The sequence below is a fragment of the Bordetella sp. 2513F2 genome (assembly GCF_054642735.1).
Window position 1 is genome coordinate 3,887,674 of the sequence record NZ_CM137755.1, and the last position, 12,166, is coordinate 3,899,839.

The following is a 12,166-nucleotide window of genomic DNA, read 5'->3' on the forward strand; positions in this document are numbered from 1 at the left end:
AGGGGCGACGTGGCGCATTCGATCCTGGTCGTGACGGCCCATGTGGGCGATTTCGTATGGCGCTGCGGCGGCGCCATGGCTTTGCATGCAGCCCGTGGCGTGGACGTGCACCTGGTCTGCCTGAGCTATGGCGAGAACGGCGAGTCCAATGCCGCCTGGCAGGCGGAAGCCGACGCGCAGCGGGATGCCGTGAAGCAACTGCGGCGGGCGGAAGCCGAGGCCGCTGCCGGCATCCTGGGCGTGGCTTCGCTCGACTTCTACGACCTGGGCGACTATCCCATGCCGGATTCACCCGACGCGGTGCACCGGCTGTCCACGGCCCTGCGGCAGGTCCGCCCAAGTGTCGTCATCACGCACCCCGAGCACGACCCGTCCAACCTGGATCATTGCCGCACATTCGACATGGTGCTGCGCGCCCGCATGCAGGCCATGGCGCCCGGCCACGGCGCCGACTACATCGTGCCGCCGCAGGTGCTGTGCTTCGAGCCCCACCAGTCCGAGCTGTGCGGCTTCCGGCCGAATCTGCTGCTCGACATCAGCAGCGTCTGGGAACGCAAGCACCAGGCCATGCAGGCCATGGTCACGCAGCGCAATCTGTGGGCCTATTACGAACGCGTGGCGCTGCAGCGCGGCGCACAGGCCGGCCGCCGCGCAAAGACGACCGCCACCGCCTACGGCGAGGCCTACCAGAGCATATTCCCGGCCGTCGTGTCGGCGTTCGTGGAGTAAGGCGCAACGGCGCCACAGGTTCCTGCGCAAGCACTGTACTTGCGCCCATTCGACTACACAGGAGGAAGACAATGTCCATCAAGAAAACCCTGGGCGCCGCAGCGCTGCTGCTGGGGCTGATGCCGCTGGGCCAGGCTGCCGCGGAGTATCCCGAACGGCCGATCCGCATGGTCGTGCCCTTCGCCGCCGGCGGACCCGCCGACATGGTGGGACGCGAATTCGCCAAACTGTTCGGCGAAGCCCTGGGACAGCCCGTGGTGGTGGTCAACGCCGGCGGCGGGCACGGCGTACCGGCGCTCAACCAGGTGCTGGGCGCGCCGGCCGACGGCTACACCCTGCTGATGCCCGCCTCGGGCAACATGACGATTCCCTCCAAGGCCATGCCGGACCAGAACGTGCTGGAATTGCTGGCCCCCATCAGCCAGCTCACCCAGAGCCCGCACGTGCTGGTCGTGAACGCGGCCCTGCCCGTCGATTCCGTGCAGGGGCTCATCGACTACGCCAAGGCGCACCCCGGCAAGGTCAACTTCGGCTCCGCGGGCGTGGGCGGCGTGGCTCACCTGGGCATGGAACTCTTCAAGAGCCAGGCCAAGGTGGACGTGGTCCACGTCCCTTACCGCGGCACCTCGCAAGTCATCACGGACCTCGCGTCGGGCCAGGTTCAGGCCCTGTTCAGCAGCATGCCGTCCCTGAAACCCATGATCGACAAGGGCGCGGTCAGGGCACTGGCCATGAGCGCGCCCAGCAAGGGCGCCGACACGGCAGCGCTGCCGACCATCTCGCAGACGCTGCCCGGGATGGAATACACCACCTGGTACGGGCTCTTCGCCAAGGCCGGCACGCCGCAGGACATCATCGCCACCCTGAATCGCGCAGTGGCCAAGGCGCTGCAGGACCCGGCGCTGAACCAGAAGTTCGAATCGCAGGGCGTCGAGTTCGTGTCCGGCACGCCCGAGGCGCTGGCCGACCTGGTGCGCAAGGACACGCAGAAGTGGACGTCCCTGATACAGGAAGCCGGCATCGAGATCGAATAACGGGGGCTACCCGCACGACACGCCGTCCCGTAGACTTGGGAGTTTTCCACCGCAACCCAGGGAGGACACCATGCCCAAGTTCATGACCCAGGACGACTTCGAACTCGATTCCTACAGGCAGGGCGAGCAGAATCCGCGCGGCATCGTCGTGCTGCAGGAAATCTTCGGCGTCAACGCGCACATGCGCGACGTGGTGGAGCAGTTCGCGCGGGAAGGCTACGACGCCATCGCGCCCGCGCTGTTCGATCGCGTGCAGCGCGGCGTCGAGCTGGACTACTCCAATGAATCGCTGCAGGAAGGCGTGAAACTGCGCGGACAGATCCCGCTCGAACATACGTTGGCCGACATCCAGGCCGCCATCGATGCACTGGACGGCAAACCCACGGCGATCGTGGGCTATTGCTGGGGCGGCACGCTGGCATGGCAGGCCGCCTGCAAGCTCGACGGCCTGCGCGCCGCGTCGTGCTGGTATGGCTCCGGCATCGCCAAGGCCGCGGCACTGCAGCCGCGCGTGCCGGTGCAGATGCACTTCGGCGCCGAAGACGGATCCATCCCGCTGGACGACGTGGAGGCCATCCGCGCCGCGCAGCCCACGGTGGAGGCCTACGTGTATGAGGGTGCAGGCCACGGCTTCGGGTGCGACCAGCGCAGCTCGTTCAACGCGGAAGCCTACACCCTGGCCCAGCAGCGCACGCTCGACTTCTTCGCCAGGCACCTGGGCTGAGCCGCCCGCCACGCTGCCGGTCCGGGCCATGGCGGATGGAACAAAACGCTGCAGCGATGTTGCGATTGGCAAGACGATGTCTCATCCCGGTGTCTGTGCCGGGCTGCCGTAAGACAGGCAAGCACTCCGAACCATCCCGTCACATCGTGCGGCGCGCAGTCGTTAGGATGACTGTTTTCCTTCATCCGACGCGTGCCCATGAATCGTCTTGCCCAGACCTCGATGCGGCTGCAACTGCCGCTTTCCGCCTTGCTGCTTGCTGCCTCGGCCGCCGCCCAGGCCGACACGGTGTGGCTGAACAACGGCGACCGGCTCACCGGCACCATCAAGTCGCTGGACGACGGCAAGCTGCTGATCGAGACCGAATACGGCGGCGACGTCCGCGTCGCCTTCGACAAGGTCAAGACCCTGCAGAGCGACACGGAACTGGTGATCCGCGACCAATCCCTGGCGCATGACTATCGCGCCAAGCTGGTTCCCGCCGAGGCCGGCTCGGTGGCGCTGAACGGCGTGCAGCGCAACGCAGATTCCACCCAGCCGGTGGTGAACACCGATGTCCCGCTGGCCTCGCTCGACAGCCTGGTCCGACCCCGGCCGTTCCTGAACGAGGCTGCCTTCTCGGGGCGCGTGGACGTGGCGGCCAGCCGGAAATCCGCGTCCACCGACACGCAGGACTACTCGGCCTCCCTGCAGCTGGGGATGCGCCAGGGGCTGTGGCGCCACGCCTTCACGGGCGGCTACGCGCGCAGCAAGGAAAACGAGAGCGTCAACACCAACAACTACGGCCTGGACTACACGCTGGACCGCTTCATCACCGAGAAGACCTTCTGGCAGGGCCGCCTGATGCACCGGCGCGACTGGGTGGAAGAGCTGAACCGCCAGACGGCGTACGGCACGGGCCCCGGCTATCAGTTCTGGGACAACGAACTGGGCGCCTTCTCGATGTCGGCACTGCTGGGCCGCGTGCACTACGGCTATTCCGACGGCGCGAGCGAGAGCGCCTATGCGGCCAGCCTGCGCTGGGACTATGTGCGTTACCTCAGCGGCAAGCAGTTCGAGCTGTATACCCGCGGCGAGCTGATGCGGCCGTTCGGCAGCGGCGCCGAGATCGCCGTCAACGGCGAGGCAGGCGTGCGCTACAACATGAACGACTGGATGTCGCTGTATGTCAAGTACGCGCGCAACCAGGTCAGCGGCTCGCGCGAGACGGTGAACGAATCCATCTACAGCACCGGGATCGGCGTCAGCTGGTAGACGGCCCGCCGGCCCCGGGGCGGCGCGCGCGGCGGCATGCCGCTTTAGAATCGCTGGATCCGCATGCCGCTTCCGGGGGCCGCCATGACTCCGACACGTCCGCCGTTCTCGCTGCTCACGCTGCAGGTGTTCATTGCCGTGGCCCGGCTGGGCAGTTTCACGCGCGCCGCCGAGGCCATGCACCTTACCCAGAGCGCCATCAGCAAGCACGTGGGGATGCTGGAGAAGCAGCTGGGCGTGGCGTTGCTGACCCGGGCCGGCGGCGTGGCGCTCACCCCGGCCGGCCTGCAGTTCCTCGACGCGGTGGAGCCGGCGCTGCAGCAGATCATGGGCGCAGTCGAGCGAGCCTCGACGCCGTCGCAGAAGGCGTCCGTCACGTTCCTCGCGCCGCCGGCCGTGCTGCAGTTCTGGCTGGTGCCGCTGCTGCCGCGCTTTGCGGCCGAGCATCCCGGGATCGACCTGCGCATGCGGCCGCGCCTGCTGGGCAGCGGCGCCGAACGCAACGACCTGGACGCGGAGATCCGCTTCGGACGCGGGGTCTGGCAGGGCGTGCGGGCCCAGTACCTGTTCGGGCGCGAGATGTGCGTGGTGGCCAGCCCCGCGCTGTGCGCGCGGCTGCCGCTGCGCGAGTATGCCGACCTGCGGCGGGTGCCGCTGCTGCGCCACGTGCTCTATCCCAGCGCCTGGCACGAATGGCAGGTGACCATGGCGCCGGACGTCGCGCTGCAGCCCTCGGCCCAGGAATACGACCATTATTCGGTCATGGTGGAAGCCGTGCAGGCGCAGCTGGGCGTGGCCATCGTGCCGCGCCTGCTGGTGCGCAAGCAGCTGGCCACGGGCGAGCTGGTGGCGCCGTTCAATGAAGTGATGCTGGGCTCCAGCGGCTATTACCTGGTGCTGCGGGCGAGCGGCGCGCCGGCCCAGGCAGTACGCACCGCCGGCGAATGGATGAAGGCGCGCGCCGAAGAGATGGCGCGCGAGTGGCTGGCCAGCGCCCTGGCGCCCGTGGCGTATTCAGACGATAGACCGTAGCATGCGGCAGGCGCGCCGCACGTGGGCCCGCGCCGCCGCGCTGGCCGCGTGCATGCGGGCGAAGCCGTGGATCATGCCCTGCGCGCGCCAGCACACCACGGGCACCCCCGCCGCGGCCAGCCGGTGGGCATATGCCTCGCCCTCGTCGCGCAACAGGTCCAGCTCGGCCGTGACCAGCACGGTGGCGGGCAGCCCTGCCACGGGCGATTCCAGGGGCAGCGCCCCCGTCCGGGTGGCGGCCCGGCCCAGTAGCGCGTCCCAGTAATAGGCCATGGCCTCGCGCGTGAGGCCCGGGCCGTGGGCATAGGTGCCGGCACTGGCCGACGCCAGCGCCGGATCCAGCGCCGGGTAGAACAACAGCATGCGGTCGACCAGGCCGGGCGCCTCGCGGCGTGCGCGCTCGGCATACCCCAGGACGAGGTGCGCGCCGGCACTATCGCCCCCGAGCGCGATGGGCCCGGCCACATCCAGGGCCAGGGCTGCGGCATGGCGCCGCAGCCATGCGATGGCGTCCCGCAGATCGTCGTGCTGGGCCGGATGCGGGTGCTCCGGTGCGCGCCGGTAATGGATGCTGGCCACCGCATAGCCGGTTTGCGCGGCGAGCTCCGTGCACAGCGTATCGTGGGTGGCGATGCTGCCCACCACCCAGCCGCCACCGTGCGCATACGGCATCAGCCGGGCGGGCGCCGACCCGCTCTTCCCGGCGGCGCGATACAGGCGCAGCGGGATTTCGCGGCCGTCGACGGTGGCGTAGAGGTCCGTGCGCGTCACGCTGCGTCGTCGCGGCACGGGCAGCAGCGCCGCCGCACGCTCGCTGACCTGGCGCCGCCGCTCGGGCTCCGGCAGGCCCCACAGCCGGCTCTCCGCCTCGATTTCCGCGGTCTGCCGCAATACTTCCAGCAGGGCTGGATCTGCTCCCGGAGCCGGCGCGTCAGTCTGCACGGATGCCCCGGCTGCGCACGATCTCGCCCCACTTGGCCGTCTCGTCGGCGACGAACTTGCCGAACGCGGCGCCGGCCGGCCCGCCCACGTCCACCCCGTCCTGGGCAAACCGGGCCTTGAGCTCCGGGGACTGCAGGGCGCGCTCGAGCTGCCGGACGATCTCCTCGGCCACGGGCCCGGGCACGCCGGCCGGCATGAACATGCCGAACCAGTTGATCACGTTGAAGCCGGTTACGCCGCTTTCGGCCAGCGTGGGCACCTCGGGCAAGGCCGGGCTGCGCTTCCCGCCCGTGACGGCCAGCGCACGATAACGCCCCCCTTTCACCAGCGGCAGCGCCGAACTGGGATTCTCGAAAATGCCGGTGACCACCCCGCTGACCACGTCGGCGGTATGTGCCGAACCGCCGCGGTAAGGCACATGGGTGATGGGCAGGTTGCGCATGGAAGACAGCAGTTCCATGGACATGTGGCTGAGGGTGCCCTTGCCGCCCGAAGCCAGGGTGATGCGGGCATCGGGCCGGGCGGCCGCGTCGAGGAACTCCTGCACGGTCTGGTAGGGCTGGCCCGCGCCCACCACCAGCAGCAGCGGATTGGACACGACCAGCCCGACGGGCAGGAAATCCCTGGCGGTGTCGTAGGGAAGATTGTCGAACAGCGCGTTGTTGACGGCAAAGCCGCCGCCTGCCAGCAGCAGGGTATAGCCATCGGGCGCTGCCCGGGCCACGTGCTCGGTGCCTATGCGGGTATCGGCGCCCGGCTTGTTCTCCACGACGAAAGGTTGGCCGGTATTGGCGGCCAGCTGCTGGGCTGCGGCGCGCGCCGCGATGTCGGCGATGCCGCCCGGCGCATAGGGTACGACGATGCGCACCGGGCGGCTGGGCCAGCTTTCGGCCGCGCTGGCGGGAACGGCCAGGGCCAGGGTAGCGCCGGCTGCGGCCAGGCCTCCCAGGCATGCGCGCAGCAGCGCGCGGCGTCCGGATCGGAACATGGATGGTCTCCTCGTCTCGTTATGGTGTGCAGGAAGACCGAACTATGTCACGCGCAACGGCTACGCACGATGAAGAGTTGTCATGCGTATTCCCGCCTGGAATGCCGCTGCGCGCCGCCGGCGCGAGACGGCCTCAGGCGCCCAGGCCGCCGAAGAATGCCCGGGCATTCTGCTGGAGGGAGTCGTAGTGGTAGCCGCCTTCCTGCACCACCAGGGTGGGCAGCTGCAGGCCGGCGATCGCGCCGCCCAGCCGGCCGAAGCCTTCGGTGGTGACGGCCACCTTGGCCTGGGGATCCTCGACATACACGTCGAAGCCCAGCGAGAGCACCAGCACTTCGGCGCCGAAGCTGCGCACCGCGGCCAGCGCCTGGTCCAGCTTCTCGAAGAAGACGGCTTCGGGCGAGCCGTGCGGCATGGGCAGGTTGAGGTTGTAGCCTGCGCCCGCGCCCGAGCCGGTCTCGTCGGCATGGCCGGCCGTGGCCGGATAGAAGTTGACCGGGTCGCCGTGAATGGACACGTACAGCACGTCGGCGCGGTCGTAGAAGATTTCCTGGGTGCCCTGGCCGTGGTGCATGTCGGTATCCAGGATGGCGACCTTGCCGTAGCGCGCGCGCAGGGCCTCGGCCGCGATGGCGGCATTGTTCAGGTAGCAGAAGCCGCCGGCGGCTTCCTTGCGGGCGTGATGGCCTGGCGGACGGCAGAGGGCATAGGCGCGGTTGGCGCCGTCCAGCACAGCCTGGGCGCCGGCGATGGCGCATTGCGCCGCCCAGTACGAGGCGCGCCAGGTGTCCCGGCCCACCGGGCAGCTGCCGTCGGCCAGGTAGCGCCCGGCCTGGGCCAGGATGCCGCGCAGGGCGTTGGGTTCGCGCACGAAGATGTTGGACATCACTTCCTCGCCCCAGTCTTCGGGCAGGTCGTGCCATGCGTCGTAGGCGGTTTCGAGGAAATGCAGGTACTGCGGCGTGTGTACCTTGGCCAGCAGTGCGGTGCCGGCGTCCGGGGGAGCCTGCACGTCGAATCCCATGTCGACGGCGGCCCGCAGCAGGTGCTCGGCCCGCACGGGGAGTTCCTGCGGCTGGCGCATCTTGCCCCGCGAGAAATAGTTCATGGGCACGTGCAGCAGCTGGTCGGTATGAAAGAAAGTGAGCATTTCCCTTGATTCCTTGTCATTGTGGCGCCGCCGGTACCGCCACGGCACGCGCCCTATTATGAGCCAAGGCCCGGCAACGTCAACGCCGGCCGCCGCAGGCGGCGCCTTCCGGGTATTGCCCTCCCACTCTCAATACACAATAATACAATCTTACGATAATAAAATAAGCTGATGGCCGCAGAGCCGCCGGCGCAACCGGCGTCCTGCATCCGCACACCGACACACCCGGTCCACGGGTGACTCTGGGAGACAACATGCGCAAACTCGCTCGCCTCATCGCCGGCCTGGCACTCGTTGCCGGCAGTGCCACGGCCCTGGCCGACTACCCCGACAAACCCATCACCATGCTGGTGCCGTATGCGCCGGGCGGGTCGACCGACGGGCTGGCCCGGATCGTGGCCGAGGCCATGGGCAAGTCGCTGCAGACGCAGGTGATCGTGGAAAACGTCGGAGGCGTGGGCGGCGTTCCCGGCGTGCAGAAGTTCCTGCGCGCCAGCAACGACGGCTACACGATCATGCTGAGCAACATGGGCTCGTTCGCCATCGCCAACACCCTCTATCCCAAGATGGGGTTCGATCCCAAGACCGACATCCAGCCCCTGGGCCTGGTCGCCGAAGTGCCCATGGTGCTGTCGGTGAGCGCCGAAAGCGGCATCAAGGACCTGCCCGCCCTGCTGGCGCGCATGCGCGACACCGCACAGCCGCCGATACACCTGGGCAATGGCGGGCCGGGCGGCACGGGCCACATCGGTTCGGAGTTCTTCCTCTACGTCACGCAGACCAAGGCGCAGCAGATCCCTTACCGCGGCACCGGCCCTGCCCTGGTGGACCTGATGGCAGGCACGGTGGACATGGTCATCGACCAGACCGTCGCGATGATTCCCGCAAGCAAGGGCGGGCGTGTGGTACCCCTGGCGGTGGCAAGCGAGAAACGCATTCCCCAGATGCCCGACACGCCGACCTTCATCGAAGGCGGCGTGCCGGAATTCGACATGGCAGTCTGGAATGCGGTAGCCGCGCCCAAGGGCATAGACCCGCAAAAGCGGCAGAAGCTGGTGGACGCGCTGAACGCGGCGCTGGACGATCCGAAGGTCAAGGCCTCCCTGGACTCCCTGGGTGCGATCGCACCGCAAGGAACGCGCCGCGGGCCCGAGGAAATGCAGCGCCTGATCGAGCGCGACGTGGACCGCTTCGCCAGGCTGATCCACGAGGCCGGCATACCCATCAACCAATAGGCATCCCGGCCTGCGCCTCCGCCCCGCGCGGAGGCGGCTGCTCCGGCTGGCCCGTACGGCGATTCAGCGCAGCGCGGAATACGCCGTCGGCGTGAGGAATACGTTCTCTATCCGCTCGACGATGGGTTTCTCGGCCTCGGAGGCCGCCCGCTTGGCGATCCATTCCTCGTCCGCCTGGAAGGCATTCCACTTGCGCTCCCGCTCCTCGAGGCTTTCCCATTTGAGCAGGTAGGTCAGCGCGTGGTTGCTCGGCCCGATCAGGGTGGTCCAGAAGCCGATGGGCTCGATGCCGTACTTCTGGAAAAAGCCCAGCGTGGTCGTGCTGAAGCGCTCGTTGAGCGCAGGCAGGCGGCCAGGCAGGCAGTGATATACGCGCATTTCGACGATCATCGTTTCCTCCGTGTGGGGTTGGCTGCAGGCAGGATACTAGCGCCCGGCCTGGGCGTAATCGGATTCGGCCACCTCTTCCTGCCAGATGCTCCGGCCCAGCGAGGTTGCCAGGTGCACCATGTAGCTGTCGGCTGCGGCGCCGTGCCAATGGCGCTCGTCGGGGCCGATCCAGACCACGTCGCCGGAGCGGATCTCCTGCGGCTTCTCGCCCTCCAGGCATACCCAGCCGCGGCCTGCCGTCACCTGCAGCACCTGGCCCTGTTCGTGAGTGTGCCAGAAGGTGCGCGCGCCCGGCGAGAAGAACACATGATTGATGGTGACGTTGTCGGTCGTGGGCATGACGGGATCCGCCCAGACCACGCCGGTGAAGGTGGGGCCGCGCTGGTCCGAAGGCTTGCCGCGCTCCCGGCCGTGAAAGACTTTCATTGCAGTACTCCTCTCATGCGGTTTTCAACCGGACGCCGCCCGACACGTCGCCGATGGCGTCCACGACCCGATTGCTGATCTGCTCGCCGTAGCCCAGCGCCGTGGCCAGGCCGAAACTGGCCATGGGGCCGGAGGCATTGAGCGACGCCACGCCCAGCTCGCGCGCCAGCTCCACGTAGAGCAGCACGTCCTTGGTCATGAGCTTGCTGGTGAGGCCGCCTTCCAGATAATCGCCGTCGACGATGTGCGGAAAGCGCTTGAGGGTGGCGAAGTTCACGCCGCTGCTGCTGTTGAGCACGTCCAGCAGCCGGTGCAGGTCCAGCCCGGCCTTCTTGCCTGCCACCATGACCTCGGCGGTGGCCGCCAGGCTGACGGCATTCAGGAAATTGTTCAGCAGCTTGGTGGCATGGCCCGCCCCGCTGGCCCCCATGTGGACGACCTTGGCGCTGAAGGGCTCGAACACCCACTGCACCGCGGCGACCGCGTCGGGGGCGCCTCCTACCATCAGGGTCAGCGCCCCCTGCTCCGCCGCGGCGGCACCGCCCGAGATGCCCGCGTCGATGTACTGCACGCCGCGCTCGAGGAAGCGCGCGTTCAGGCGCATGGTGGAGCTGGCCGCCGCCGTGCTGAGGTCGACGATGACCTGCCCCGCGCGGCAGCCCGCGAGCACGCCGTCGGTGCCTTCCACCACGGCCTCGACCACCCTGCTGTCGGGCAGCGACATCAGCACCACGTCGGCGCCCTCCACCACCTCGCGCAAGGTCGCAGCCGCCCGCGCGCCCGCCGCGTCGGCGCGCGCCGGGTCCACGTCGTAGCCCAGCACCGGGATGCCTGCATCGACCAGGCGGCGCGTGATGCGTCCGCCCATGTTGCCCAATCCGATGAATCCAACTCGCTGATCAGCCATTGCCACAGTCTCCGTCATGTCGATACGTCACGGCGCCAAGCCCCGGCGTGCCCGCGCCGCCTTGCAGCGGCCCGTGCAGGCACACACCGCGCCCGCGCTTCAGGGCTTCCCGGGCCAGATGGGCGCAGCCACTGCCTGGGGTTCCGGAAAGACGGTGACCGGCACGCCGTTCTGCCACTGGATCACCGTGAGGGTGGCGCCCACCCGGTGGCCCGCCTCGTCGAACTTGAGCTCGCCGCCCGGGAAGTACGGGCTCGGGCCTTCGTCGAGCTGGCGCAGGGCCTGGGCCACGGCCTCGCGGTCGGCCTTGCCCGCCTTCTCCAGCGCCGCCTTCATGATCCACATGTCGCCGTAGGTGGAGATCGCGTTCTGCGTCATCCAGGGTTCTTTGTACTCCGTCTTCATGCGCGCGATCAGGCCTTCCTGCCCTTTCGCGCCCCAGTTCCCCACGGCCGACATCACGCCATTGAGCAATTCCGGGCTGACGGTATTGAGCACGTCCGGCTCGGCGATGGCGATGCCGAACGAGATCACCGGGACGCGCACGTTGGTCTCGTTCATCTTCTCCAGGATCAGCTTGGCATCGGAGATCACGGTGGGCAGGAAGAAGACCAGGTCCGGGCGCCGCGAGCGCACGCGCTGGATGAGCGAGGAGGCATCGGCCAGCGGCGGGGTGAACGTCTCGTCCACCACCAGCTCGAGCCCGTTCTTCTCCAGCAGGCCGCCTTCCTTCAGGGCCTTCACGGTGGACAGCGAAGCCGCGGTATTGTCGGTAAGGATGGCCACCGTGCGGGGCCGCTTGCCCGAGGCCTTCTCCGCCAGGTCGAGGATGCTGGGCAGCGCGATCGAGGCCTGCTTGCCCGCCGGCGCCGAGGTCTGGAATATGTACTTGAAGCCGCGCGCGGTGATCTGGTCGGAATACGACAGCGTCAGCATCGGCAGCCTGGCGCGCTCGGTCACCTCCGTGACGGCCAGGGTGAACGAGCTGAGATAGGCCCCCGTGCCGGCCACCAGGCCGGGATAATCGGCCACCATCCGCTGCGCCGCGCTCTTGGCCTTCTCGGTGGAGTCGCCGGAATCCACGACCACGAGCTTCAGCCTGGCGCCGCCCAGGGCCTTGATGCCCCCCTGGTCGTTGATGTCCTTGACACCCATCTCCGCGCCCATGCGCATCACCTGCCCATAGCGCGCATAGATGCCCGACATGGGCGCAATCAGCCCCACGCTCACTTCCGATTCCGCCGCCGCGGCGGGCGCGCCGGAGAGCGCCAGGCCGCACAGCGCCGCGGCGCCCGCCAGTTTCCCGAAGAATAGTCTGCTCATGTTCGTCTCCTGTGACCTGCCTGCCGGGCGAT

13 protein-coding genes are annotated in these 12,166 nt (G+C 68.4%); 6 read left to right on the forward strand and 7 right to left on the reverse strand.

Annotated elements, in window-relative coordinates; all coding sequences use genetic code 11:
• The first annotated feature begins 9 nt into the window (after positions 1 to 9).
• The 5 genes from ACYBYQ_RS18390 (at position 10) to ACYBYQ_RS18410 (ending at position 4,773) form a co-directional block, all read left to right on the forward strand.
• Positions 10 to 729 carry a PIG-L deacetylase family protein gene (locus tag ACYBYQ_RS18390; RefSeq protein WP_459615863.1) on the forward strand — a complete coding sequence of 240 codons (720 nt, stop codon included), beginning with the start codon at positions 10 to 12 and terminating at the stop codon, positions 727 to 729.
• Positions 730 to 800: 71 nt separating this feature from the next.
• A complete protein-coding gene (locus ACYBYQ_RS18395) occupies positions 801 to 1,763 on the forward strand; it encodes a Bug family tripartite tricarboxylate transporter substrate binding protein (protein WP_459615864.1) in 963 nt (320 codons plus the stop codon).
• 70 nt (positions 1,764 to 1,833) lie between these two features.
• A complete protein-coding gene (locus ACYBYQ_RS18400; protein WP_459615865.1) occupies positions 1,834 to 2,487 on the forward strand; it encodes a dienelactone hydrolase family protein in 654 nt (217 codons plus the stop codon).
• A gap of 198 nt (positions 2,488 to 2,685) precedes the next feature.
• Positions 2,686 to 3,741: a DUF481 domain-containing protein gene (locus ACYBYQ_RS18405; RefSeq protein ID WP_459615866.1), complete on the forward strand. Its 1,056-nt coding sequence runs from the start codon at positions 2,686 to 2,688 to the stop codon at positions 3,739 to 3,741.
• 84 nt (positions 3,742 to 3,825) lie between these two features.
• Positions 3,826 to 4,773, forward strand: coding sequence for a LysR substrate-binding domain-containing protein (locus ACYBYQ_RS18410; protein WP_459615867.1), 948 nt, complete (start codon positions 3,826 to 3,828; stop codon positions 4,771 to 4,773).
• Here the strand turns inward: ACYBYQ_RS18410 and ACYBYQ_RS18415 are convergent.
• The 3 genes from ACYBYQ_RS18415 to ACYBYQ_RS18425 form a co-directional block, all read right to left on the reverse strand.
• Positions 4,756 to 5,715, reverse strand: coding sequence for an alpha/beta hydrolase (locus ACYBYQ_RS18415; protein WP_459615868.1), 960 nt, complete (start codon positions 5,713 to 5,715; stop codon positions 4,756 to 4,758). The genes ACYBYQ_RS18410 and ACYBYQ_RS18415 overlap by 18 nt on opposite strands.
• A complete protein-coding gene (locus tag ACYBYQ_RS18420) occupies positions 5,705 to 6,703 on the reverse strand; it encodes a tripartite tricarboxylate transporter substrate binding protein (RefSeq protein WP_459615869.1) in 999 nt (332 codons plus the stop codon). Before ACYBYQ_RS18420 ends, ACYBYQ_RS18415 begins: the two co-directional genes overlap by 11 nt.
• A 133-nt stretch (positions 6,704 to 6,836) precedes the next feature.
• Positions 6,837 to 7,853, reverse strand: coding sequence for a histone deacetylase family protein (locus ACYBYQ_RS18425; protein WP_459615870.1), 1,017 nt, complete (start codon positions 7,851 to 7,853; stop codon positions 6,837 to 6,839).
• Between the two features lie 254 nt (positions 7,854 to 8,107).
• Between ACYBYQ_RS18425 and ACYBYQ_RS18430 the strand changes: the two genes are divergently transcribed.
• Positions 8,108 to 9,088: a Bug family tripartite tricarboxylate transporter substrate binding protein gene (locus ACYBYQ_RS18430; RefSeq protein ID WP_459615871.1), complete on the forward strand. Its 981-nt coding sequence runs from the start codon at positions 8,108 to 8,110 to the stop codon at positions 9,086 to 9,088.
• Positions 9,089 to 9,151: 63 nt separating this feature from the next.
• Here ACYBYQ_RS18430 and ACYBYQ_RS18435 read toward each other — a convergent pair whose 3' ends face one another.
• The 4 genes from ACYBYQ_RS18435 to ACYBYQ_RS18450 form a co-directional block, all read right to left on the reverse strand.
• A complete protein-coding gene (locus ACYBYQ_RS18435; protein WP_459615872.1) occupies positions 9,152 to 9,478 on the reverse strand; it encodes an NIPSNAP family protein in 327 nt (108 codons plus the stop codon).
• A gap of 36 nt (positions 9,479 to 9,514) precedes the next feature.
• A complete protein-coding gene (locus tag ACYBYQ_RS18440) occupies positions 9,515 to 9,904 on the reverse strand; it encodes a cupin domain-containing protein (RefSeq protein ID WP_459615873.1) in 390 nt (129 codons plus the stop codon).
• A gap of 13 nt (positions 9,905 to 9,917) precedes the next feature.
• Entirely contained in the window at positions 9,918 to 10,811 is an 894-nt protein-coding gene (locus ACYBYQ_RS18445; protein ID WP_459615874.1) for an NAD(P)-dependent oxidoreductase, read from the reverse strand.
• Positions 10,812 to 10,910: 99 nt separating this feature from the next.
• Positions 10,911 to 12,134 carry an ABC transporter substrate-binding protein gene (locus tag ACYBYQ_RS18450; protein ID WP_459615875.1) on the reverse strand — a complete coding sequence of 408 codons (1,224 nt, stop codon included), beginning with the start codon at positions 12,132 to 12,134 and terminating at the stop codon, positions 10,911 to 10,913.
• Positions 12,135 to 12,166: the final 32 nt, after the last annotated feature.

Bases quoted from the DNA above. Each gene is read 5' to 3' on its own strand.
- ACYBYQ_RS18445 (WP_459615874.1), bottom strand. From the start codon at position 10,811: ATGGCTGATCAGCGAGTTGGATTCATCGGATTGGGCAACATGGGCGGA.
- ACYBYQ_RS18440 (WP_459615873.1), bottom strand. From the start codon at position 9,904: ATGAAAGTCTTTCACGGCCGGGAGCGCGGCAAGCCTTCGGACCAGCGC.
- ACYBYQ_RS18430 (WP_459615871.1), top strand. From the start codon at position 8,108: ATGCGCAAACTCGCTCGCCTCATCGCCGGCCTGGCACTCGTTGCCGGC.
- ACYBYQ_RS18425 (WP_459615870.1), bottom strand. From the start codon at position 7,853: ATGCTCACTTTCTTTCATACCGACCAGCTGCTGCACGTGCCCATGAAC.
- ACYBYQ_RS18420 (WP_459615869.1), bottom strand. From the start codon at position 6,703: ATGTTCCGATCCGGACGCCGCGCGCTGCTGCGCGCATGCCTGGGAGGC.
- ACYBYQ_RS18405 (WP_459615866.1), top strand. From the start codon at position 2,686: ATGAATCGTCTTGCCCAGACCTCGATGCGGCTGCAACTGCCGCTTTCC.
- ACYBYQ_RS18395 (WP_459615864.1), top strand. From the start codon at position 801: ATGTCCATCAAGAAAACCCTGGGCGCCGCAGCGCTGCTGCTGGGGCTG.
- ACYBYQ_RS18400 (WP_459615865.1), top strand. From the start codon at position 1,834: ATGCCCAAGTTCATGACCCAGGACGACTTCGAACTCGATTCCTACAGG.
- ACYBYQ_RS18435 (WP_459615872.1), bottom strand. From the start codon at position 9,478: ATGATCGTCGAAATGCGCGTATATCACTGCCTGCCTGGCCGCCTGCCT.
- ACYBYQ_RS18410 (WP_459615867.1), top strand. From the start codon at position 3,826: ATGACTCCGACACGTCCGCCGTTCTCGCTGCTCACGCTGCAGGTGTTC.
- ACYBYQ_RS18450 (WP_459615875.1), bottom strand. From the start codon at position 12,134: ATGAGCAGACTATTCTTCGGGAAACTGGCGGGCGCCGCGGCGCTGTGC.